General features: G+C 35.2%; 25 protein-coding genes. 9 read left to right on the top strand and 16 right to left on the bottom strand.

The window, feature by feature from the left end; translation table 11 throughout:
- Positions 1 to 4: 4 nt before the first annotated feature.
- The 6 genes from porL to NPX36_RS02495 form a co-directional block, all read right to left on the bottom strand.
- Positions 5 to 766 carry a type IX secretion system motor protein PorL/GldL gene (porL, locus tag NPX36_RS02470; protein WP_257499847.1) on the bottom strand — a complete coding sequence of 254 codons (762 nt, stop codon included), beginning with the start codon at positions 764 to 766 and terminating at the stop codon, positions 5 to 7.
- A gap of 45 nt (positions 767 to 811) precedes the next feature.
- Complete coding sequence (porK, locus tag NPX36_RS02475; protein ID WP_257499848.1) at positions 812 to 2,233, bottom strand: T9SS ring complex lipoprotein PorK/GldK; 1,422 nt, start codon at positions 2,231 to 2,233, stop codon at positions 812 to 814.
- Between the two features lie 124 nt (positions 2,234 to 2,357).
- On the bottom strand, positions 2,358 to 3,494 hold the full coding sequence (locus NPX36_RS02480; RefSeq protein WP_257499849.1) for a formimidoylglutamase: 1,137 nt from the start codon (positions 3,492 to 3,494) through the stop codon (positions 2,358 to 2,360).
- A gap of 6 nt (positions 3,495 to 3,500) precedes the next feature.
- Positions 3,501 to 6,035 carry a type I DNA topoisomerase gene (gene topA / locus NPX36_RS02485; protein WP_257499850.1) on the bottom strand — a complete coding sequence of 845 codons (2,535 nt, stop codon included), beginning with the start codon at positions 6,033 to 6,035 and terminating at the stop codon, positions 3,501 to 3,503.
- Positions 6,036 to 6,098: 63 nt separating this feature from the next.
- Positions 6,099 to 7,028: a helix-turn-helix transcriptional regulator gene (locus NPX36_RS02490; protein WP_257499851.1), complete on the bottom strand. Its 930-nt coding sequence runs from the start codon at positions 7,026 to 7,028 to the stop codon at positions 6,099 to 6,101.
- Positions 7,018 to 7,593: a hypothetical protein gene (locus NPX36_RS02495; RefSeq protein WP_257499852.1), complete on the bottom strand. Its 576-nt coding sequence runs from the start codon at positions 7,591 to 7,593 to the stop codon at positions 7,018 to 7,020. The genes NPX36_RS02490 and NPX36_RS02495 overlap by 11 nt, the downstream gene beginning before the upstream one ends.
- A 131-nt stretch (positions 7,594 to 7,724) precedes the next feature.
- Here NPX36_RS02495 and miaB point away from each other — a divergent pair, with 131 nt between their 5' ends.
- From miaB to groL, 9 genes are all read left to right on the top strand, one after another.
- Positions 7,725 to 9,170 (top strand): tRNA (N6-isopentenyl adenosine(37)-C2)-methylthiotransferase MiaB, encoded by a 1,446-nt coding sequence (miaB, locus tag NPX36_RS02500; RefSeq protein WP_257499853.1) that lies wholly within the window; start codon positions 7,725 to 7,727, stop codon positions 9,168 to 9,170.
- A 26-nt stretch (positions 9,171 to 9,196) separates the two neighbouring features.
- A complete protein-coding gene (locus NPX36_RS02505) occupies positions 9,197 to 9,688 on the top strand; it encodes a YcxB family protein (protein WP_257499854.1) in 492 nt (163 codons plus the stop codon).
- 11 nt (positions 9,689 to 9,699) lie between these two features.
- Positions 9,700 to 10,974 carry a sigma-54 interaction domain-containing protein gene (locus NPX36_RS02510; RefSeq protein WP_257499855.1) on the top strand — a complete coding sequence of 425 codons (1,275 nt, stop codon included), beginning with the start codon at positions 9,700 to 9,702 and terminating at the stop codon, positions 10,972 to 10,974.
- 45 nt (positions 10,975 to 11,019) lie between these two features.
- Positions 11,020 to 11,532, top strand: coding sequence for an LPS assembly lipoprotein LptE (lptE, locus tag NPX36_RS02515; protein ID WP_257499856.1), 513 nt, complete (start codon positions 11,020 to 11,022; stop codon positions 11,530 to 11,532).
- Between the two features lie 4 nt (positions 11,533 to 11,536).
- Complete coding sequence (locus tag NPX36_RS02520) at positions 11,537 to 12,514, top strand: tetratricopeptide repeat protein (protein WP_257499857.1); 978 nt, start codon at positions 11,537 to 11,539, stop codon at positions 12,512 to 12,514.
- A 5-nt stretch (positions 12,515 to 12,519) separates the two neighbouring features.
- Entirely contained in the window at positions 12,520 to 12,906 is a 387-nt protein-coding gene (gene secG / locus NPX36_RS02525; RefSeq protein WP_257500711.1) for a preprotein translocase subunit SecG, read from the top strand.
- Between the two features lie 144 nt (positions 12,907 to 13,050).
- A complete protein-coding gene (locus NPX36_RS02530; RefSeq protein WP_257499858.1) occupies positions 13,051 to 13,326 on the top strand; it encodes a co-chaperone GroES in 276 nt (91 codons plus the stop codon).
- 32 nt (positions 13,327 to 13,358) lie between these two features.
- Positions 13,359 to 13,715, top strand: coding sequence for a four helix bundle protein (locus NPX36_RS02535; protein WP_257499859.1), 357 nt, complete (start codon positions 13,359 to 13,361; stop codon positions 13,713 to 13,715).
- Between the two features lie 39 nt (positions 13,716 to 13,754).
- On the top strand, positions 13,755 to 15,383 hold the full coding sequence (gene groL, locus NPX36_RS02540) for a chaperonin GroEL (RefSeq protein WP_257499860.1): 1,629 nt from the start codon (positions 13,755 to 13,757) through the stop codon (positions 15,381 to 15,383).
- Between the two features lie 51 nt (positions 15,384 to 15,434).
- On the opposite strand, the gene NPX36_RS02545 is transcribed toward groL, so the two are convergent.
- From NPX36_RS02545 to NPX36_RS02590, 10 genes are all read right to left on the bottom strand, one after another.
- Positions 15,435 to 15,992 (bottom strand): metallophosphoesterase, encoded by a 558-nt coding sequence (locus tag NPX36_RS02545; protein ID WP_257499861.1) that lies wholly within the window; start codon positions 15,990 to 15,992, stop codon positions 15,435 to 15,437.
- 2 nt (positions 15,993 to 15,994) lie between these two features.
- Complete coding sequence (locus NPX36_RS02550; protein WP_257499862.1) at positions 15,995 to 16,282, bottom strand: cyclic-phosphate processing receiver domain-containing protein; 288 nt, start codon at positions 16,280 to 16,282, stop codon at positions 15,995 to 15,997.
- Between the two features lie 51 nt (positions 16,283 to 16,333).
- Entirely contained in the window at positions 16,334 to 16,744 is a 411-nt protein-coding gene (locus tag NPX36_RS02555) for a hypothetical protein (protein WP_257499863.1), read from the bottom strand.
- 108 nt (positions 16,745 to 16,852) lie between these two features.
- Positions 16,853 to 18,094, bottom strand: a complete 1,242-nt coding sequence (locus NPX36_RS02560) for a PDDEXK-like family protein (RefSeq protein ID WP_257499864.1) — start codon at positions 18,092 to 18,094, stop codon at positions 16,853 to 16,855.
- 28 nt (positions 18,095 to 18,122) lie between these two features.
- A complete protein-coding gene (locus NPX36_RS02565; protein WP_257499865.1) occupies positions 18,123 to 18,614 on the bottom strand; it encodes a 3'-5' exonuclease in 492 nt (163 codons plus the stop codon).
- On the bottom strand, positions 18,611 to 19,432 hold the full coding sequence (locus NPX36_RS02570) for a hypothetical protein (RefSeq protein WP_257499866.1): 822 nt from the start codon (positions 19,430 to 19,432) through the stop codon (positions 18,611 to 18,613). Before NPX36_RS02570 ends, NPX36_RS02565 begins: the two co-directional genes overlap by 4 nt.
- 59 nt (positions 19,433 to 19,491) lie before the next feature.
- On the bottom strand, positions 19,492 to 19,866 hold the full coding sequence (locus tag NPX36_RS02575) for a hypothetical protein (RefSeq protein WP_257499867.1): 375 nt from the start codon (positions 19,864 to 19,866) through the stop codon (positions 19,492 to 19,494).
- A 54-nt stretch (positions 19,867 to 19,920) separates the two neighbouring features.
- The gene (locus tag NPX36_RS02580; RefSeq protein ID WP_257499868.1) at positions 19,921 to 20,811 is read right to left on the bottom strand and encodes a helix-turn-helix transcriptional regulator; all 891 of its coding nucleotides are present in this window, start codon (positions 20,809 to 20,811) and stop codon (positions 19,921 to 19,923) included.
- 203 nt (positions 20,812 to 21,014) lie between these two features.
- Positions 21,015 to 21,362, bottom strand: a complete 348-nt coding sequence (locus NPX36_RS02585; protein WP_257499869.1) for a heavy-metal-associated domain-containing protein — start codon at positions 21,360 to 21,362, stop codon at positions 21,015 to 21,017.
- A 182-nt stretch (positions 21,363 to 21,544) separates the two neighbouring features.
- Positions 21,545 to 23,776: a TonB-dependent receptor plug domain-containing protein gene (locus tag NPX36_RS02590; protein ID WP_397376454.1), complete on the bottom strand. Its 2,232-nt coding sequence runs from the start codon at positions 23,774 to 23,776 to the stop codon at positions 21,545 to 21,547.
- Positions 23,777 to 23,813 lie beyond the last annotated feature (37 nt).

Consider the following 23,813-nt stretch of genomic DNA (forward strand, 5'->3'; position numbering starts at 1 on the left):
AATACTAATTAGCTGTTTTTCCCATAGCAGATAACATTCCACCATAAACTGCATTTAATGTAGATAAATTAGATGTTAATGACATCATTTGCTCTTTCAATTTCAAGTTGTTTTCTGCAACCTCTCTGTTGATGTCTGCATTTTTAGTAGCGCTCTCTAATTGTACTTTATACATTGTGTTTAAAGTTTCTAATTGAGAAGCCGCCGTAGCCATTTCCTCTGCATATCTGTTTGAAGAAGCAACTGCATCAACAGTTGGAGCAATTCCTTTTGCTGCCGATTCAAAGTTTTTGATACTGTCGCGTAAACTTTCCATTAAGTTTCCATCGATTTTAGCTTCTTTCAAAATATTATCTAATTTTTCAGACAATAAACTTCTTTCCATTGTTGGTTGTGCAACCGCTGGTTGAGAAGATACTGACGCTGCTGCATATGCAGGAGCTGTTGATCTTTGAGATGATGAAGATCCACCAACTGCAGAAGTTGAAACCGTACCAGTTACTCCTACATTACCTGCAACTTGCATTGCACGAGGCTCTCCGCCTTTTAATTCAGGGTACACTCTTGCCCAATCTAAATCTTCATCAACTGGTTCAAAAGCTGAAATTGCGAAGATTAATGCTTCTACTAATAGACCTACAGTTAACATATTATTACCGTTTAAAGGTCCCAATTCCATATGTGTGATTTTAAATAATGCACCTACGATTACAACTGCTGCTCCCATACCGTAGCAGAAATTCATTACTTTTTTAGGTATAGCCATCTTGTATAATATTTAATTTTAGTTAGTTAAATGTTTAAGTATAAATTATTTTGCGTTTCTTCCACTTTGAGGAGTATTTGCCTCGTTTAACAATCCTGGACCTGGAGCTGAAACTACAGTTCTAAAACCGATATAACAACGAGCTGAATCTGCATTTTCGCGATCGCGAGTTGCTACTTGTAGGAAATAACTTGGATCTCTCCATGAACCTCCACGAACCACTTTCATTGGGTTTGAAGTTGTTCTTCCTTTTGGTTTTAAACTAGATTGTAAAATGTAACTTTCTTCATCATAAGACGAATCTGTCCATTCTGCTACGTTACCCGCCATATTATAAAGGTTATAACCATTTGGCTTGTATGAACGTGCTTCTGCTGTGTATAATGCACCATCTATTGCATAATCACCTCTATCTGGTTTAAAGTTTGCTAAGAAACAAGCTTTTTCATCAGTGGTGTAAGGACCACCCCAAGGATACATTGCGCTTTTTAGACCTCCACGAGCTGCATATTCCCATTCAGATTCACTTGGAACGCGGTATTCATATAAGTTATGATCCATGTTTCTATCTGATGTGTATGCTTTTTTGTATAATGTTCTCCAAGCTGCAAATGCTTTTGCTTGGTGATGTGTAACACCAACTACTGGGTACTCACCATACGCTTCATGCCAAAAATATTCTTTAAACATTGGCTCGTTGTAGGAATAGTTGAAGTTTTTAACCCAAGCAGTAGTATCAGGATATACATTTACGATCTCTGTTTTAAGGAATTTAGCCTGACGGTTTCTTACCTCGTTCGAAGAATCGTTAATGTATGCGTTTTCGTCCCACCAAGAATATTTAAAGTTTAATTTATTCACATCGAAGGTAACCATTCCGTTTAAGTTTTGGTCTGCAGGAATGTATAACGAATCCATCACCTCTACATAGTATTCATCTGGGTAGCGGCGAGGGTCTGTTATTAATCGTGCTTTTTTGTTTAAACGACGACCAGCATATTCATCATCATCCATTGCCATACTGTAATAGTTATCATACATATAACGATCGTATGCTGTTTGATTTTGATTTAATGATGGATCTTGAACCTCTTGAAATGCAAACGCTCCAATTCCACCTGCAGTAGCATCCATACCCATTTCATCTGCCATAATAGCTAAACGGGTTCTGATAATAGAATCTTTAACGTGCTCTACAAACTTACGGTATTGGTTGTTTGTAATTTCCGTTTCATCCATGTACATTGAACCAATTGTAACAGTGCGTGCAGGGGCATCTTCAGCACCAAGTAAATCTTCGTGAGTTTTACCCATTGTAAAAGATCCACCTGGAATAAAAGCCATTCCCTGTGGCTTTTCGGTAATCCAACGTTTCCCTTGTACTCCATCTAGTAGTTCTCCTCTGTCACCAGAACCACAACTGAACAAAAGCGAGGCAACCGCAGAAAGTGTAATGAACTTCTTCATATATTAATTGGGGTTTTATTTTAAAAATTATTCAAAGCGTAAACCTATTTAATTATTTTTAAATATACAACGAAATCTTAAAAAAAAATTTAATTTATATTTAACAATTTAATTTTAAACATTCTTATCCTAGCAGTTTTTTGTTTGCCCGCCACCATCTTTCTGGCACTATATTTTGCAAAGATTGCTTGTAATCATCATAGCTACAAGGGAATAACACTTTGCGATTGGCATCCACTAAACTGTTAATTTCGATCCACCAGCGTTCTGAAACATCGCTTTTAAAAAAAATCAATTCTTGCTCTTCTAATGGAACAATGTATTTCATGTAACTGGATTTGCTAATATAAGGATATTCATTCATTCTAAAATTAAATCCTTCAACAAAATACCATAAAATTTGAGTAATTAGCAAACTTTTTTCTGATATATTATCAATATTAAAAACTCCAAAGCTACTTACACGGTCGCTTAATCCCGCGTAACGTGCTAATGCACAGATTTCTCGCCCATCAAAACCGTTTGGAAAAAATTCTGAAAAAAATCCTAAATCGGCCGATTTTATCGCATGAATATCTAAACTTACAATGTCTGCATCACGCAAAACCGGTTCGGCAATTTTTATATCGGTGATCAATTCTCCTAATCGATAGGCTTCAAAATACATTTTATCTATCAAATCGATTTCTTCTTGCGAATTAAAATAGGTTTGATACCCCAGCACACTGAAATTGTACAAATTTGCCGGTGTATCCATTATAATGTGGGTCATGAAATTTTCCGACGGATTTTCCACATCGTTCACCACATCTATTTTATTATCAATACAAACCAAATTCACATTTTGTTCCATGGCATCATAACCGCGATAAAGCCCATAGGTTAAATCTTGCGATCCTCCCAAAACAATGGGTACAATACGCTGTTTTAGCAAATCGGTCACCAGCATTTTAATGGCCACATAGGTATCTTGAATGGTTTCGCCGGCATGAATTGTTCCCAAATCTACCATTTTTTTTGTCCAATTACCAGGAAAAAGTTGATAGAAATTTTTTCGAAACGTATCAAAACCCACTTGATTGGTGGTTCCTGAACTGCCTCGGTTTTCGTTTACGGTAATCAATGCCAACTGCACATTTTCAAGATCAGGAAATGCGTTTTGCTTATGAATTGCCATTGTTTTTCCTAAGGAATGCTGCGGCAAGGTATCGATAAGTTGTTCTAATTCTTTAGAAATAGGCGTTAATATTTCGTACATCATCTGTTGCTATTTTTTTGTTGTACGTTTTGTGCTTTTTGTTGTTGTTTTCTTTGTGGATGCTTTTTTAGCTGTCGATTTTTTTGCAGCCGTCTTTTTTGCTGGAGCTTTTTGTTCGATCAGTTTTTGAATTTCTTCTAAGGTTAAAGCAGCTGCATCTACATCTTTGCTTAATTCAATTTTTACCTTTCCTTGCAAGATTACCGATCTGCCCCAACGTGCTTTTTCTACACGAATGCCTTCTTCCTTAAAATCGTGAATTACTTTATCTTTTTCTTTTTGAAGCTTATCTGCGATTAATTCTTCAATATCTGCTTGAGAAAGAGCATCAAAATTGTATTTTTTGTTTACGTTGATAAACATATTGTTCCATTTGATAAACGGTCCAAAACGTCCCACTCCTTTTTGAACAGGCAATCCTTGATAAATAGCAATAGGCGCATCGGCTTTTTGCTTTTCTTTTATCAATTCAATAGCGCGTTCCAGGCTCACATCTAGCGGTTCTTCGCCTTTGGCTAATGAAACAAACATATCTGCATAGCGCACATACGGGCCAAATCGTCCGTTGTTTACCTCAACTGTTTCGCCTTGATAGGTTCCTAAGTTTTTGGGCAACAAGAACAAAGTTAAGGCTTCTTCTAAGGTTATTGTTCCAATGTTTTGGGTAGGACTTAGACTTGCGAATTGTTTTTCTTCGTCTTCAGCATCGCCAATTTGCGCCATAGGACCAAATTTCCCTAAACGCACCAATACGGGTTTTCCTGTTTTGGGATCTTTTCCTAAAATACGTTCGCCTGATTCGCGCTCGGCATTTTTTTCCACATCGATCACATTGGGATGAAAATGACTGTAAAATTCATTCATCATTTTGGTCCAATCTAAATTTCCTTCGGCAATCTCATCGAAACTACCTTCCACGCGGGCTGTGAAATTATAATCTAAAATGGTTGCGAAATTCTTTACCAAGAAATCGGTAACAATATTTCCGATATCAGTAGGAATTAATTTTCCTTTATCAGCACCTACCTTCTCTATTTGTGTGCTTGTTTTGATGTTTCCGCTTTCTAAACGCAATAATTGATAGTTGCGCTCGGTACCTTCGGCAGTTCCTTTTTCCACATAATTTCTCGCAATAATGGTTGAAATGGTTGGCGCATAAGTTGACGGGCGACCAATTCCCAATTCCTCTAACTTTTTTACCAAAGCCGCTTCGGTGTAGCGCGCAGGTGGTCTTGAGAAACGTTCTGTTGCAGTGATGTAATTATTCTGCAAAGGCTCGTTTACTTTCATGGCAGGCAACAACCCTTCTTGTTCTTCGTCTTCGTCGTCGTTTCCTTCCAAATAAACCTTTAAAAAGCCTTCAAAAAGCAACACTTCACCTGTGGCAACAAAATGCTGGTTGTGCTTATCTGCAACAATAGTTACATTGGTACGCTCTAGCTGTGCATCGCTCATTTGCGAAGCAAGTGTACGCTTCCAGATGAGTTCATACAAACGAGCTTGGTCGCGGTCGACATTTACCGAATGGCGCGACATATCTGTTGGGCGAATAGCTTCGTGGGCTTCTTGTGCGCCTTTTGCCTTGGTGGAAAAATTTCGAGGTTTGCTGAATTCTTTTCCATACACGTTTACAATTTCTGTTTCGGCAGCTTTTATAGCATCTTGTGATAAGTTTACGCTATCGGTTCTCATGTAAGTAATCAACCCGCTTTCGTACAAGCGCTGTGCCAACATCATGGTTTGCGAAACCGAATAATACAGCTTGCGCGATGCTTCTTGTTGCAATGTGGAAGTGGTGAACGGTGCTGCCGGAGATTTTTTTGCCGGTTTGGTTTCTAAATCGGAAACCTTGAATGTGGCATTTATATTTTTTTCAAGAAAAGCCTGCGCTTCGTTTTGCGTTTTAAAGTTCTTTGGCAATTTTGCTTTGAACGATTTCCCGTTTGCCGCCACAAATTCTGCAGCAATATGAAATGATGACTCAGTCTGAAAACTTTCTATTTCGCGTTCGCGCTCTACAATTAAGCGAACCGAAACCGATTGCACACGACCGGCAGATAAACCTGCGCGCACTTTTTTCCATAGAACTGGCGACAATTCATAACCCACCAAACGGTCTAAAACGCGGCGTGCTTGTTGTGCATTTACCAAATTGTAATCAATGGTACGCGGATTTTCGATGGCTTTTTGAATGGCTGTTTTGGTAATTTCATGAAAAACAATACGTTTTGTGTTTTGTTCTTTCAACTTTAATTCTTCTGCTAAATGCCATGCAATTGCCTCTCCTTCGCGGTCTTCATCGGATGCCAACCAAACCGTTTCGGCTTTTTTTGATAAATCTTTTAATTTTTTTACTACAGCTTTTTTATCGGCAGAAACTTCGTATTTTGGTTTAAAATTATTCTCAATATCAACACCAATCTCTTTAGAAGGCAGATCGGCAATGTGCCCAAAGCTTGATTCTACCTGATAATCTTTCCCTAAAAATTTTTCTATTGTTTTTGCCTTTGCAGGCGACTCTACAATCACTAAGTTCTTTGCCATTCTTTTTTTATTTGAAAAGCAAAAGTATGTGATTTTTTTAAAATAGCCTTTTTTGATGCCATTTTAATTGTATTGTTTTAAATTTTGCGAAAGTGTTTTTTTAATAATATGGATTAATTCTTTGGGTTGGATCACTTTTATTTGGTGATTGTGCGAAAGGATTTCAGACACCAACTCCATGGTAGGAATTAACTGCAAGGTAATAATGGTTTTACCGTTTTCGATTTCGGTTTTTTGGGAAGGATGAATTGGCAACGTGCTGAAATATTTCCCATATTCAATGGATGTTTCTAGGATCACCGTTACTTTTTCACTGAATCCTTCCAGCGGTTTGGTGGTAACTCCCATAAAACGAGCAAAGTGTTTATGCACGTCTATTGTATCTTTTAAAATAAATTCGGTGGTGGCTTCGCAATCATACATTCGGTCTAGTGCAAACGTTTTTAGTGCCGGTATTTTGGAACCGTTTTTTATTTCAAATCCCACCACATACCAACGCTTTTTGCTTTCTTTCAAAGCCAAAGGCATCAATTTTCTACGGTCGCTTTTGTATTGATCAAATTTTTGGTAATTGAACTCTAAATGTTTTTTTGAGCAAATCGCATCTTTAATGCAATTATAATTTTCTAAACCAGTTGCCTTGCGTTCATCGATTAAAATAAAATTATTGGCAGAAACATCTTGGGCAATGTGCAACATTTTTAAACTTTCCAAAGTGAACAATTGTGTGTTTTTTGAAGTGTTTTGCAACTCATCTTGCACCAAAAGATATTTCTTTTTTACTTTATCAAAAATAATTTTAATTTTTAAAGACGATTCAATATCTTTTAAATCGCGCTGAAAGGTTCGCAAAGACACGCTGTGATCTTCATCTACAAACGCATTTTTTAGTTTATTGTTTAACTCATCAAAAGACAAACCACTGCTGCCATGTAGCTGAAAAAGTTCTACAATGCGGGTTAATCTGCTAATTAAATTGTGTTTACTTGCCATAATTCGTATCAAAAGTATTTTTAAAAAGAGCTTCAATAGCCTCTATGCCAAACAGATTGATGTTTCGCGTGCCTATTCCTGCAAAATTACTTGCGTTTATTTTTGGTAGTTCTGTAAGCGGTTTAAAATTCAAATAATAGGTATCCCAATACAGCCATTGTGCCGCTTGCTGGTCATACACAAACACTTTTTTGCCGCTGTTTATAGCCATTTGCACTGCCCAAGCGGTGCCGCCTTTTACTTGCAAACGATTGTTTATTAATTTTAGATTGGTAACTGCATAAACCTCATCAGCATTTTTCACTTGAAACCAGTTTCTAGCCAAAAATTTTAAATATTGATTTATTTTAGAACGCTTTAAAACTTCGTTTGCTTTCAGTACGTTTTCAACGCCTTCATTGAATTCGTCGGTAGTTAATTCGTATTTATTTTCTGAGTTGTGAAACTTTGTTCGATAGGAATAAGCCACAACCCGCACGTGAAATTTCTTTGAAAAAAATTCAAAATACGAATCGGCTCCCTCTGCCCCGCCCGAATGGCATGTGTAATGATAAACGGCTTTCATAAGCGTAAATATACAATTAAAAAACGACACACAATGACGTAATAAAAATATCTAAATTTCATCTGCCATCTTGTCATACTTTTAATTTTAATTGTATCTTTGCGAATTGATTTGAATACGATTGGGAATATATGGAAAAGGTTATTGAAGAACAAAAACAAGGAACAAGCTTAGTTTTAGATCCGCAAAAAAATAATACCAAAAAGTTATTTATAGAAAGCTATGGTTGCCAGATGAATTTTTCTGACAGCGAAATTGTAGCGTCGATTTTAGCCAACGAAGGATATAACACCACACAAAATTTAGAAGAAGCCGATTTGGTTTTGGTAAATACCTGCTCAATCCGCGATAAGGCAGAGCAAACAGTGCGCAAGCGTTTAGAGAAATACAATGCCGTAAAATCGATCAATCCGTCTATGAAAGTGGGCGTTTTGGGCTGTATGGCAGAACGTTTAAAAAGCAAGTTTTTAGAGGAAGAAAAAATTGTGGATATGGTGGTTGGTCCCGATGCTTACAAAGACATTCCTAATCTTTTGAAGGAAGTTGAAGAAGGGCGCGACGCTATTAATGTGATTCTTTCTAAAGACGAAACCTATGGCGATATTGCACCTGTTCGTTTAAACAGCAATGGGGTTACTGCTTTTGTTTCTATCACGCGTGGTTGCGACAATATGTGTACGTTTTGCGTGGTGCCGTTTACCCGCGGCCGTGAACGCAGTCGCGAACCGCAAAGCATCATGGAAGAAATTAAAGACCTATACGAACGTGGTTTTAAAGAAATCACCTTGTTGGGGCAAAACGTGGATTCCTACTTATGGTATGGTGGTGGTTTAAAAAAGGATTACGACAAAGCAACCGAGATGCAAAAAGCAACGGCTGTAGATTTCGCACAATTGCTAGACATGTGCGCAACGGCTTATCCTAAAATGCGTTTCCGTTTTTCCACGTCGAATCCGCAAGACATGCACGAAGATGTGATTCACGTAATGGCAAAGCATCACAATATTTGTAAATACATTCATTTGCCGGTACAGTCGGGATCTACTCGCATTTTGCGTGAAATGAACCGCCAACATACGCGTGAAGAATACATGGATTTGGTTGATCGAATCTATAAAATTATTCCAGAAATTTCGTTGTCGCAAGATATGATTACAGGTTTCCCAACCGAAACCGAAGAAGACCATAAAGACACCCTTTCGTTAATGGAATATGTGAAATACGATTTTGGATACATGTTTGCATATTCGGAACGCCCAGGAACAATGGCTGCTCGAAAAATGGAAGACGATGTGCCAGAAGCGGTTAAAAAACGTAGGTTACAAGAAATTGTAGATTTACAGCAACGCATTGCCATGGAACGCACCAAACGCTTTGTAGGCGAAACGGTGGAAGTTTTAATTGAAAAAACATCCAAACGTTCCGATGCACATTGGTCTGGAAGAAATTCACAAAACACCACAGTTGTTTTCCCAAAAGGGAATTATAAAGTAGGCGATTTTGTATTGGTAAAAGTAAACGATTGTACCTCAGCAACCTTAATTGGCGAAGCAGTTGGTTATTCGGAAATGCAGTAATTTTTTTTAACCACATATTAAAGAAAATGGAAAAAGAAATCACTTTCAAACCGTCTTTTAATTTCAATGACTATTTGAAAATAAATTATAGTTTACTTTTTAAAAAAGTATCTTTTAGTATTGTTTTTATCATATGTATTTTGACAATAACTGCTAATGTTATCTTTAATACAGTAAATGCTAATGATTTTATAGATTTCTTGTCATTTCCAATATTAATAAGTCTTTTAGTTCCGTTAATAATGGTTTGGCTACCATATAAATCTACTAAAATGATTTTATCCGATCCAAAATTAAAGGAAAATATTATCATTATAATAAATAGAACTGGAATAGAATATATTGGTCAATCATTCCAAAATAAATATGAGTGGAAAGATTTTTCTAAAATTACAGAAAATAAAAAATGGTATATTTTACAATTAAATAAAAAACAGGAAATAATAATCCAAAAGAAGGACATGAATACAAATCAACAATTGGATCTTAAGGAAATAATTGAATTTGTAAAGAATTAAACAAAAAAACTATGGAAAACGTTCAAAGCATTAAACAGCGTTTCGAAATTATTGGTAACGATATAAAACTGAACAGAGCACTAGAAAAAGCCATTCAAGTGGCTCCGACTGATATTTCTGTTTTGGTTACCGGTGAAAGCGGCGTGGGTAAAGAAAGTATTCCAAAAATCATACACGGACTATCGCACCGCAAACACGGAAAATATATTGCTGTGAACTGTGGCGCTATCCCAGAAGGCACAATCGATTCAGAGCTTTTTGGGCACGAAAAAGGTGCGTTTACAGGTGCTGTGGGCAGCCGTGAAGGTTATTTTGAAGTGGCAAATGGTGGTACTATTTTTTTAGATGAAGTGGGCGAATTGCCTTTAACCACACAAGTTCGCTTGCTTCGTGTGTTAGAAAACGGCGAATTTATCAAAGTGGGTTCTTCAAAAGTTCAAAAAACCGATGTGCGCATTGTGGCAGCCACCAACGTTAAAATGTTTGAAGCGATTGATAAAGGCAAATTTCGCGAAGATTTGTATTACCGTTTAAGCACCGTAGAAATCAATTTACCGCCTTTGCGTGAACGGGGCGACGACATTCATTTGTTGTTCAGAAAGTTTTCATCGGATTTTGCGCATAAATACAAAATGCCGCCGATTAAACTTACGCCCGATGCCGCCGAATACCTTATTCATTACCGTTGGAGTGGTAATATTCGCCAATTGCGCAATATTGCCGAACAAATCTCGGTGATTGAAACCAACCGCGAAATCGATTTAAAAACCATTCAATCTTATCTGCCTCAGCGAAATGCACAATTGCCATCGCTTATCGAAACCAAAAAAGCAGAAGGAGATTTTAGCAACGAACGCGAGATTTTGTATAAAGTGTTGTTTGATATGAAAGCTGATTTAACCGATTTAAAAAAACTGACGTTGGAATTAATGAACAATTCCAATTCGGCACAAGTTCAAGAATCGAACAAATCTTTAATACAACGCATTTATGGCCAGGCCGATGAAGGGCTATCAAAACCAAACAATCGTTCTATTCCTTTAGCCGAACACGCATCATCGACCAAAAACAATAATCCATCTGAAATAATGGATGAGGAAGATGACCATGATTATTTGATTGCTGAAACGGTTGATGATGAAGAAACATTGAAATTAGAAGAAAAAGAAATTCAACTCATAAAAAAAGCTTTGGAACGCAACAGTGGAAAACGCAAAGCCGCAGCCGACGAATTGGGAATTTCGGAAAGAACATTGTACCGAAAAATTAAACAATATGACTTGTAGATTTTTAGTCGTAAAAACATTGCAAACGATTCAATAATTCATCGAATGAAAACACCACATACATTATATAAATTTACAGCCTTTCTTTTCTGTTTGATCTTATCGAGCTGCGGTGCGTATAATTTCACAGGTACCGGAAAAATCGATGCGGAAACGTTTCAAGTGAATTATTTTTTGAACAATGCCGAACTGATTGAACCGGGAATTGAGCGTACATTTACCATTAGATTACAAGATTTGTTGGTAAACCAAACCAGTTTAAACATGACCAACACCAATGCCGATTTGGTCTATGAAGGCGAAATAACCCAATTCCGTGTATCGCCAATGACGGCAACTGCCGACCAAACAGCTGCGCAAAACCGTTTGTACATTGCTATAAATGTGCGTTTTACGAACAGAAAAAATCCGGAAGATGATTTTGAAAAAACCTTCTCGCACTTTTATGATTATCCGGCTAACAATCAATTAATTGGGGCTCAGTTAACCACTGCTTTAGAAGAAATATACGAACGCATTACGCAAGATGTTTTTAACGCCTCGCTGGCAAAATGGTAAGCTTATGAATGCACAACAATACGCACAATGGTTAAACAATCCGTACGAATTAACAGAACAGCAAACAGCTTCGTTGCAACAAATCGTTAGTGAATACCCGTATTTGCAATCGGCAAGAGCTTTGTATTTAAAAACCTTGCACCAACAACGCAGTTTTTTATACAACAGCGAATTAAAAAAAACAGCTGCTTATACCACCGATCGCGACGTGTTGTTTGATTATATTATTTCGGAAGAATTTATTGCGTACAAACCCTTACAGATTGAAGATTTGAATGTGGTTGATGAAAATTATATCGAATTCAAAAAGCCCGAACCCACATTAGATGAAAATATTGAAAAAAGGGTATTGAATACCTTGGTTTATATAGAAAATCAAGACAAAGAAACCGGGTTGATTCAAAAAATCGATCAAATTTCAAAATCGAAAATCGAAGCCAAACTCGAAAAAAAGGAACCAACCCTGCCCCAACTCGACCCAATCACCGAAGAGGTGCATCAATTGGAAGAAAATTTGGAAGTGGGCACACCTTTAGATTTCTCTGAAAACGATAAATTTTCGTTTACCGAATGGTTGAAATTAACAACATCGCAACCCATTGATCGCGAAAATGACGTTGTTTCCGAAGAAAATCAAACGGAAAACAGCGAAAAACAACTACCAAAAAAAGAAAAAAATACGGAAGAAACGCTTCCAATCAAACAAAAAAAGATGGATTTAATTGATCGTTTCATAGAAGCAAATCCAAAAATAACACCAAGCAAAACGGCAGTTACACCAGCCATAAACCTTGATCGGCACGAAGAAGAAGAACCCTATTACATGACCGAGACGTTAGCACGTATTTACTTAGAACAAAAAAAATATCAAAAAGCAATACAAGCTTATGAAATTTTAATTTTGAAATATCCAGAAAAAAGTAGTTTATTTGCAAATCGAATTTCCGATATAAAAAAATTACAAGAGTTTAATAATATATAAAACAAATAAATATGTTTACGATTTTTTTAGTGTTAATCACCATAGTTGCCTTACTTTTAATCATTGTTATCATGATTCAAAACCCTAAAGGAGGCGGTTTAGATTCATCATTAGGTGGTTCCACATCGGTTGGTGGCGTTCAAAACACCAACAAATTTTTAGACAAAAGTACATGGACATTGGCAGTTGCTTTAGTAGTTTTAATTTTAGTTTCTAGTTTAAGTTTTAACTCTGGTTATTCAAACGATTCTCAAATTTTAGATCCAAATGCAGTTGCAACACCACCGGCAGCGTTGCCAAATGCTGGTGCGGCTCAAAACCAAACAGCACCTGCACCAAACACAGCAAGCGATCAAGCGCCTGCAAACAATCCATCACAACCTGCAAACTAAGTGAAAATATATACACAAAATGCCAGCTTATGACAAGCTGGCATTTTTTTTTCTGTCAAAATATCATTTTTTACAGTTGGCACACTTTTGGTCAAGACAAAAGCAAAAAATTATCATTCATAAAAATTTAAAAAATAAAATAGTATGGCATTAAACATGAAACCGTTAGCAGACCGCGTGATTATTGAACCGGCTGCAGCTGAGACTCAAACTGCATCAGGAATCATTATTCCCGACACTGCAAAAGAGAAACCACAAAAAGGAACTGTTGTTGCTGTGGGAAATGGCAAAAAAGATGAACCATTAACCGTACAAGTTGGTGATACTGTTTTATATGGAAAATATGCAGGCACCGAACTAAAATTTGAAGGTACGGATTATCTGATTATGCGTGAAGAGGATATTTTAGCGATTATATAAAGCAATAACCTGTAAGCATTAAGTTTTAAGCAATGAGAGATTTTAAAAAATACGATATTTGGCAATTAAGTCATCATTTTACCTTAGAAGTTTATAAAATCACAAGTTTGTTTCCTAAAGAAGAAATGTATGGTATCACAAGTCAGCTTCGTAGAGCATCATCTTCTGTACCAACAAATATATCTGAAGGTTGTGGAAGAAATAGTGATGCAGAATTCAATCAATTTCTAAACATTGCATTAGGCTCAGCTTCAGAAACAGAATATCTGTTGATTCTTTCAAAAGATTTAAAATATATAGAAGAAAATATCTTTATCGATCTTGAAACAAAAATCAACTCAATTAAAAGTAAAATTTATAGTTTAAAAAATAAATTAAAATCGCAGTAAGCCTAAAGCAAACCGCTTACTGCCTAAAGCATAAAAATTATGGCAAAAGATATAAAATTTGATATTGAAGCACGCGATGGTTTAAAACGCGGTGTTGACGCATTGGCAAATGCAGTAAAAGTAACTTTGGGTCCAAAAGGACGTAACGTAATTATTTCTAAATCGTTTGGAGCGCCTCACGTAACAAAAGACGGAGTTTCTGTAGCGAAAGAAGTAGAGCTTGAAGACACCTTAGAAAACATGGGGGCACAAATGGTGAAAGAAGTTGCAAGCAAAACCAACGATTTGGCTGGTGACGGAACTACAACTGCAACTGTTTTGGCACAAGCTATTGTGAAAGAAGGATTGAAAAACGTGGCAGCTGGTGCAAATCCAATGGATTTAAAACGCGGAATTGATAAAGCGGTTGACGCTATTGTTGCCGATTTAGCAAAACAAACACAAGAAGTGGGTTCTACAACAGACAAAATTAAGCAAGTAGCATCGATTTCTGCTAATAATGATGAAGTGATTGGTGAATTAATTGCTGAAGCTTTTGGAAAAGTGGGCAAAGAAGGAGTGATTACTGTTGAAGAAGCTAAAGGAACTGATACGTATGTGGATGTGGTAGAAGGAATGCAGTTTGACAGAGGATATCTTTCGCCTTATTTCGTTACCAATCCAGAGAAAATGGAAACAGAATTCGAGAATCCATATATCTTATTGTACGATAAAAAAATATCTTCTTTAAAAGAATTATTACCGGTTTTAGAGCCAGTTGCGCAATCAGGAAAAGCGTTGTTAATCATTGCAGAAGATGTAGATGGTGAAGCGTTATCAACTTTGGTGGTGAACAAATTACGCGGTGCATTAAAAATTGCTGCTGTAAAAGCGCCAGGTTTTGGTGATCGCAGAAAAGCCATGTTAGAAGACATTGCGATTTTAACAGGCGGAACCGTAATTGCAGAAGAAAGCGGTTATACCTTAGAAAACGCTACGTTGGAAATGTTAGGAACAGCAGAGCGCGTTTCGATTGATAAAGACAATACAACCATTGTAAACGGTGCGGGAGATTCTGAAATGATCAAAAACCGTGTGAACCAAATTAAAGCACAAATGGAAACTACAACTTCCGATTACGATCGTGAAAAGCTACAAGAACGTTTAGCGAAATTAGCGGGCGGTGTTGCAGTACTTTACGTTGGTGCCGCATCTGAAGTGGAAATGAAAGAGAAAAAAGACCGTGTGGACGATGCTTTACACGCAACACGTGCAGCAGTTGAAGAAGGAATTGTAGCCGGTGGTGGTGTAGCATTGTTAAGAGCAAAATCGGCATTATCAAGTGTTGATGCTTTAAATGCGGATGAAAAAACAGGTATCCAGATTGTTTCTCGTGCAATTGAATCGCCTTTAAGAACTATTGTTGAAAATGCAGGTTTAGAAGGATCTGTAATTGTAGCAAAAGTTGGTGAAGGCACCGGAAACTTTGGTTACAATGCCAAAACCGACGAATATGTAGATATGTTGGCTGCAGGAATTATCGACCCTAAAAAAGTAACCCGTGTGGCTTTAGAAAATGCTGCATCGGTTGCGGGTATGATTTTAACTACAGAATGCGCCTTAGTAGATATTAAAGAAGAAGGTGGAAGCCAAATGCCAATGGGCGGCGGCATGCCAGGAATGATGTAAAAATCATATTTGAATAAAACTAAAAAATCCGAGTAAATGCTCGGATTTTTTTTATTGATTAAATACAGAGACATTCATAAATATAGTATCCTCTTTTTTTAAATATGTTCCACCCGTTTCGTGTATATGACCAAAAAGGTGATAGGCTGGTTCTATTTTAGTTACAAACTTTTTTAGAATTGGACACCCTAAATCATTATCTAAAATTCCATTTGGAGGCGCGTGGGTCAGCAAAAAATCTACTTTTTTAGAAAGCTTTATTCTTGGATACTTTGATAAATTCATTCTAGCTGGAACAGATGCAAAATTTATACCTTCCAAACAAATGCTTCTATTTTCTAAAAAAATAATGTTTTGTGGAAACAGTTCCAAAAATCCGTCTGGTTCCAACTCCCATTGTAATTCGTGATTTCCGGCTACAAACAATTTGTATTTTGCGGGATAATTACTAAACCAATCTAAGAAATCAGTAAACTGTACGTTGTTTGCAAAGGTACACGCATCGCCTAAATGAATGACAATATCGACTTCTTTAATAGAAAGTTTCCTGTGCATTCCGTGTGTGTCGGCAAATACGGCAATTTGTCTGTTATTATAATTGATGATCAATTCTAAAACTGTTTTCTAAAATTATTCAATAAACTCTCAATGTTTTTCTTACCTACCGGATTTTGACTATGAACTGCAAAATCAGATAATTTTACTTTATGATCCAAACAATGATTGACTAACCACTTGGCACAGTCAAAACCGTTTTCTTGCAAACCTAAATCGTGGTCAAATGAAATAAAATCGGGCAAGCCGTTGGTTTCAATATAGTTTACGAATTCAGCAAAAGAACGCACACCGATAAATCCTTCGGGAATGAGACGCAAATCGTCTAAATAGAGTTTTTTCATTACTCTTTTAATTTATTTTGCAAACCTACAAGGTCGAATAGACCTTGCAGGTTAAACATCCAGTTCTTTAAAATTTTGAATGGAACGAACCAAGTTATTTTCTGTTAAAGCTTCAACTGTTGACATTAGCATATCTTTACTGACAAATTTAATTTCGTTTTTCATTTCGCTGAATTCATTCATTTCGGTAAGTTCTTTACCAAAAGATATAAAATGAACATTCTTTAATTCTTTTACTTTTGGGTATTCTTTTTGTTGGAAAAATACCGTGTGAATGATGAAAATATGAATATTTTCATTGCTTATTTCAATTGAAAATTTGTGTGGCGTTACTTTTAAATTTTCGTGCTTTTTAAATGTAAGTAAATAAGCTAAAGCTTTGCAAAATTCGGGTTCTTCGCAAAATTGCATATAATGCAATTGTCGGTTAAAATCGCTGTAATACCATTGTTGTTTTTCCATTTTGTTTGATTTTTTAACAAATTTAATTGTAGCTATGGACAAAACGTGACTGGTAGAAAATAAAAATTATCGATTTTTTTGAGTTCTAGAGAGTTCTGTCAAATTTTATTAATATTCATTTTGAACAATAGATAAAATTTTTTTTATAATATTATCATAATCTTCAATTAAATCAGATATTTTATTTAGATTAAATTTTAATTCTAATAAGTTAATATTTTGAATACGAAACATTTCGTTTGAATTTTTGAATAAAGAGAAAATAAAACGTGGATGTTTAGATTCAATCAATCCGTTATGGAATGAGTTTTGAAATTGTAAAGCTAAATTTTCGTGTTTAGCAGATTTCAAAATTTGATTAACAGAACAAGCGATAGCAGGCAATCTTAATCCATTTTCTTGAAACTCTATATCAATACAGAGATCTTTTAACACATCATCACTGTAAAAAGTTATTCCTGTTTCTTTTTCACCACCAAGAAATCCATTATCAATTTTTACTTTTAAACCATTTCTACTAGCAATAACCTTAATAATTTCATCAATGAATATAATTGCGGAGTCACTAATTAATTTTTTAAGTATCTCATTTTGATTGTGTAACAGGTCATTATAAGCATTGTAGTTTTTTTCGTTACTTAATACTAAGTCTGTAAGTTCCTTTTTCATTTTATCGTTTGTTGTTTGGTTTGTAATTTTTTTAACTAAGTGTAAGTATTGGTTTAAAGTTTCTCTAATTATTGGTTTATTTGCCATTTCTTTGATACACTGTTCTATCCAATTTACAATGTGTTGTTCATAAGAAATACAAATAAAATCTTTGTTATTTTCTAATATTCCTTTTGAATCTTCTGACGGTTCAGTTCCAAAAGGGGTTAAATAAATTATCGGGGCATTTTTATAAAACTCATTGTAACGAATCAATTGTTTATACTCGTCAAAATGATTTATTTTATTTTCAATTAAAATTACATTTTTCCCATCTTTTACCGTAATATCAATTCTTCCTCCATTACCTAAATCATAATCAACCATCCCAATATACTCTTCTTCTTTCGCAAAACTTTTTAAAGCATCAAACTCTTCTAAAAGTTCTCTATTCGATTTACTATCAGAAAACAAATCCTTTATTTCGTTGATAAAAAGTTTCAGAAAAACATCTTTTTGTCCGTGGTTCCCTTTTACATTGAGCAAATTGGCAATAAAAGCAGAATGCATCAATTCTTTTTCGTCCAGTCTCAAAATATTGAAAACGTTAAAATTTTCACCAGTGTATTCGGCTAAATCAGCATACTTATTCCTTATGATTTGCGTTTTTTCTAGTAAATTTTCTATTTGTTTTATATCCATATTTATAATGTTTTATAATTCTCATTCCTCAAAACACCCGCATCGCAATATGCGCACAAGCTTCGGCATCAGCTAAAGCGTGGTGGTGGCTATCTAAATTAAAACCTAGATACTGTGAAACGGTGGGTAGTTTATGGTTAGGTAAATTTGGAAACATACTTTTTGCCGCTCTGTAAGTACAAAAAAACTTATTCTGATGTATAGGTAATTCATAAACCTGTAAAACGGCTTTTAAACAACCTTCATCAAACATACTGTTGTGTGCTACCAAAGGCATGTTTTTAATTCGTTTGGAAATATCAACCCATAAATCAGAAAATTGTTGGGCGTGTTCGGTATCGCTAAAAACCAAGCCGTGCACTTGTGTGTTCCAATAGCTGTAAAAATTAGGCACTGGTTTTATGAGTTCGTAATATTTATCTACCACGATTCCGTTTTTTACAAATACCAAACCTATACTACACACGCTGCTACGGTGCTGGTTGGCAGTTTCAAAATCTATTGCAGCAAAGGTTTTCATTGGTTTTCTTTTTGGGATAATCTATTTAGGAATTCTTTTATTTCATTACTCAATGATGTTATAAGCTCTGTTGAAACAGATGTACTTAATTGTCTTGTATGTATTAGCATCCTTTTTCCATCTGAACTATAATGTAAATTATACCAAGACTTTCCAACTATTTTAGTTTCTTCAAAGAACTTTACTTCAAAAATATCTTCAATATCAAAATTGTAATCACGTGGATAATGCCCTGAAGCAATTATCACTACAGGAAAAGTCTTAAAAAAATCTTTACGGAATAAATCTTTCCTTTTTTCAATAGATTCTGTTCTCAATTTTTTCAATTCTAATAGATTGTAGCTTCTTCCAGAAGGTACATCATTTAGTTCTGAAGTATAAATTTCTCTTTGAAAGTTAATATTACTTTGAGTATTACCATTTAAAAAAACATTTTGATAAATTTTTTGATAATGTAAGTAGGTATTACTAGTTCCCCCATTTCCATTTCTATCTTGTTTATTCTTTTGGTTCCACCAAGCAGTAAGTGCATTACTATTGTCTAGAAAACTTTCTGTTCTGGCGTTCCAATCAAATTCATAATTTTCCTTAACATTAGTTTCCCATGAATGAATATTTTTCCTATTTTCCTTATTTCGAGAATTTAATATTTCTTCATAAAACTCTTTCGTATCTTGTTTATGTTTATGGTCAAAATAATGCTCTTTACCAATCATTAAAATTTTTCCATTAGGATTTCCATATCCTAAAAATAAGTTATGCTCGTTGGCAAAACTTACAGCATCTTTAAACTCTCTTGAATAATTCATATTTTCCATGTCTTTATTATTTTATAATTTAATTTAAAACGCTATATCCTTAAAATTTTGCATTTGGTTTACCAACCCTTTCTGGTTAAAGCCGAAACTGTTTCCATTAACATACCAATGCTGATAAACTTAATTTTATTTTTCATTATGAAGAATTCATATCGTTCATCTATAGCTCTATCAAAAGAAACAAAATGTACATTTTTTTCATTTTTAACTTCATCGTATTTATCAAACTGAAAAGATCCCATTAAAACAATAAATATTTTTATGTTTTCATTTGATATTTCTATACTTGAAGTATGAGGTATTACTCTAAAATCGTACATCTTTTCAAAAGTTAACAAGTAAGCTAAAGCTTCACAAAACTTTGGCTCTGCATAAAGATATTCATAACATGCTTGGTAATTCGTGTAAATGTAATAACGCTTTTTAGATTCCATATTTCTTTTCAAAAATCACTATAATTTTCAACAAATGTTTACGGGTTTCCACATTTACAATTGATATTTTTCTTGTAAATGCTTTACTTCGTCTTTTATTCGATCTCTTAAAAATGGGGGCTCCACCACTTCGCAAATAGCTCCATAACGCATAATTTCCATCACAAAATCATTGGTTGGGTGCATGAACAGTTCTACTGTAAACGTTGTATTGTTTTCTTTTGTGATATTTTGTGAAGTATGTAAAGGCAACGATTTTAAATACTGCTTTTGATCGTTTGCAAATTCCAAAACAATTTTAACAGGATCATCGTAACATTGAATTCCAAAAGCATGTTGATAAAATGCCTCTACGTTAATTTCCGGAGTTTTTTGTTTTTCTGAAGTAATAGCGAAATTGCTGATACGGTCTAAACCGTAATTCCGAAATTCGTTTTTATCTAAATCATAAGCAATTAAATAATACCTGTTTTGAGATTCTTTGATAGCCTTAGGAACACAGCGGCGTAACGATACTGCTTTCCAATAACTGTTTAGCTGAAAGGTTACAACTAATTGATTTTGTATAGCGTAGAGAATTCCATTAAAATATTCCGTTCCTTTTGATTTTCTTTTTTCAAGAAATAAATAATTGCCTACTTTTTTAGTATTTCGCAAAATCGCTACCGTATCAAAAGCTTCTAAAATTCTATTAAAATGTAAGTCATTCTCTTCATTTACGATTTCATAGTAATTTTCGCGTTTGTTATATGCAATTTCAATTCCCCAAAGCGATAGAATTTCATGACAATCTCTTTGAAATGTACGCTGGCTTATTGCAAATTCATAACTTGTATCACGTTCTTTATCTAGCAAAAAATTATTGATTTGCTGGAAAGTCGCTGGATTTTTTCGTAGAAATTCTACAATTAAAAAATGTCTTTTAATCACGTCTTGCTTTGCCATATCCTATTAATTTATTCAAAAATAAACAGCGTGATGGACAAAACGTGTCGCACAATAAATTAATTAATTTTTTTTAATTATTTTAAAGAATAGTGCATAAAGTAAATCTAAATGCCAGTGGCCGGCGGCATGCCAGGAATGATGTAAAAATCTTATCTTTATAAAACTAAAAAATCCGAGTAAATGCTCGGATTTTTTTTAGTTTAAGATTCCCGATCATATTGGCAACAACCATGTAAATTATCGTAATCATCTTTGGTAGCTTTCACATCTTTGGTATCGTGACCAGATTTAGCAACTGCTTCTTCTACTTTTAAGGCATTTGTTTTGTGTTCGTTGATGATTAAATGAAGCGTTTGGTCGTCTTGATGCCACTCGGCCGATTTTACTCCTTTTACACTAAAAGCGGCTTTTTCAATGCGTTTTTTACACATATCGCAGTTGCCTTTCACTTCTACATCAACTTTTGCGTTTTTGCTTTTCTTTTCTTGTGCTGTAGCTGTAAATGCAAAACCTAAAACAGCTAATAGTACCATTAAATATTTTCTCATTTTTCTTTATTTTTAAATTATTAGTTATTTTTTATACTATAAAATTTCAATAATGCCATTCCGACGAAGGAGGAATCTTTTTCAACACTGGATATTTTGGAGATTCTTCACTACACTAACGTTTCGTTCAGAATGACCAACCAAACTTTTAATGTTCGCTATTATAATTTTCGTTTTAAATATTATTTGACTTTAAATCGCAATCCGGCATAATACATTTGTCCAAAAATAGGACCATATACAATAGTACTATCAAATTCACTGCCAAACGGATTATCTGCTCCTAAAATCACTCGGTGTTGTTGATAATTCCCAATGTTTTCGCCACCTACATACATTTCAAATTTATCTGAAAAAACTTTTGTTACCTGTGCATTTACGGTAGAAAACGGATTGGTGTAACTCGGTAATTGATTTTCAGCCGAATTGTCGGCAGTGTAAGGCAAACGCTGAGCGCCTAACCAATTCCAAGTAGCATCGAACTTCCAATAGCTGCCATTGTGCTCGTGGGTGGAAAATTCTAAATTGGCAAACAAACGGTGCTTTGCTTGCAACGGTCGCTCTAAATCTTTGGTTCCATAAGTTGTTTGAATATCATAATACTTGTAGGCAGTTCTTAAATTTAAGTGTTTAATGATGTTGTAATTTAATTCGGCTTGAAACGAATTGGCATAGGATGTTCCCTCTAAATTATAGAAATTAACGGTTCTTGCAGATTGATCTAAATCAACCACGATTTGATTTTGGAAATCGGTACGATAAAAATCAAGTGTTACATTGGCATTTTTTCCTAAAAAAGTAAAATCTTGCGAAACACTTATCCCGTAATTCCAAGCAATTTCTGGATCCATTCCATAGGCTTTCCCGCCTTCGTTTAAGATATTAAACTTGCGAGAACTTGCAAACAAATACTGGTTTTCTGCAAAAATATTAGCAATTCGTTTACCGCGACCTGCCGATGCACGAACGGTGGTTTTTTCCCACGGGTTGTAACGCAAATGCATGCGCGGAGTGACAAATGTCCCCAATCGGTTCGAGTTATCAATTCTACCTCCCAAAACCAATGCTATATTATCGGCATTATCATACGTATATTCAAAGAAAGCCCCATAACTGGTGTCGGTTCTGTCAAAATTTTGATTGCCGTAATTGGCTACAAATTCCGAATAATCATCATACATAAAACTAGCTCCGGTAGCGAATTTATGCAACGTATTGCTTATTATAGAGTTGTAAATAAGGTTGGAATAAACACTGCGCTGGGTTATATCGAATTGGTTTAAACCAAAATACGAATTTTGTTTATGATAACTAAACGAGTTTTGCCAACCAAGGCTTTTGTAGGGCTGATCGGGGAAAACATATCCCACTTTTGTGCTGGCATCAAACTTATCGGTATTGAGTTCTGAACCCCATTTTAAAGTGGATAATTTGTGTTGTTTGCTATCAAAATCTAGCTCGCCGGTTTGCTTTTCGTCTTTCATATAACGAGCGGTTAAAAAAGCAATCCATCCTTTTTCGAGGTTTTGATATTGCCAACGATTCATGATATTTATTTGACTTCCCAACGGATTGTCTAAAAATCCATCATGGTTCATATCGTTCTTCTTCACACGGGTGTTTCCATGAACAAACAAAGAAGAGCTCCATTTATCTGATATTTTTTCATTAAAATGCGCATTCATCTCAAAACGTGCATCGGTAGATCCGTATAAATTCAAAAAGAAAGGAATATCGTTCCCCGGTTTAATCAATTCGGTGTTTATTTGCCCCGAAATGCTTTCAAAACCATTTACAACGCTGCCCGCTCCTTTGGTAACCTGAATACTTTCAACCCAAGTTCCGGGCGTGAACGATAAACCATACGCTTGCGAAGCACCGCGAACACTCGGAATATTTTCTTCGGCGATTAAAATATACGGACTGGTTAATCCCAACATTTTAATTTGTTTTGATCCGGAAATAGCATCCGAAAAATTCACATCGATTGATGGATTTGTTTCGAAAGACTCCGCCAAATTACAACAAGCTGCTTTTAGCAACTCGCCGCTGTTCATGGTCTGCGAATTGGTGATGCCTTTGTTGCGTTCGGTGTTTCTTCTATTCACCGTTACCACTAATTCTCCTAAAGCGGCTTCGGGTTGCATTTTTAAGAATTGGAATTGCGAAGCATCGTTCAATTCAGCTTGTAAAACCTCATACCCTTCTGCATAAATATAAACGGTGTTGGGTTGCTGTAAGGTTAATTTAAAAATTCCGAATTCATTGGTGTTTGCCACCACACTGTCGTTTACTGTCAATGTTGCATTTTCTACTGCATTGTTGTAAACATCTAAAACCTTTCCCCTATAAGTATCCTGGGCAAAGATTGGTTGCATGCCAAAAGCACACAACAATAATAATGTATATTTCATGAGTTTGCATAATTAATTAAACATTCTTTTAGTAAAA

This window comes from Paenimyroides aestuarii, from assembly GCF_024628805.1.
GTDB lineage: Bacteria > Bacteroidota > Bacteroidia > Flavobacteriales > Flavobacteriaceae > Flavobacterium > Flavobacterium aestuarii_A.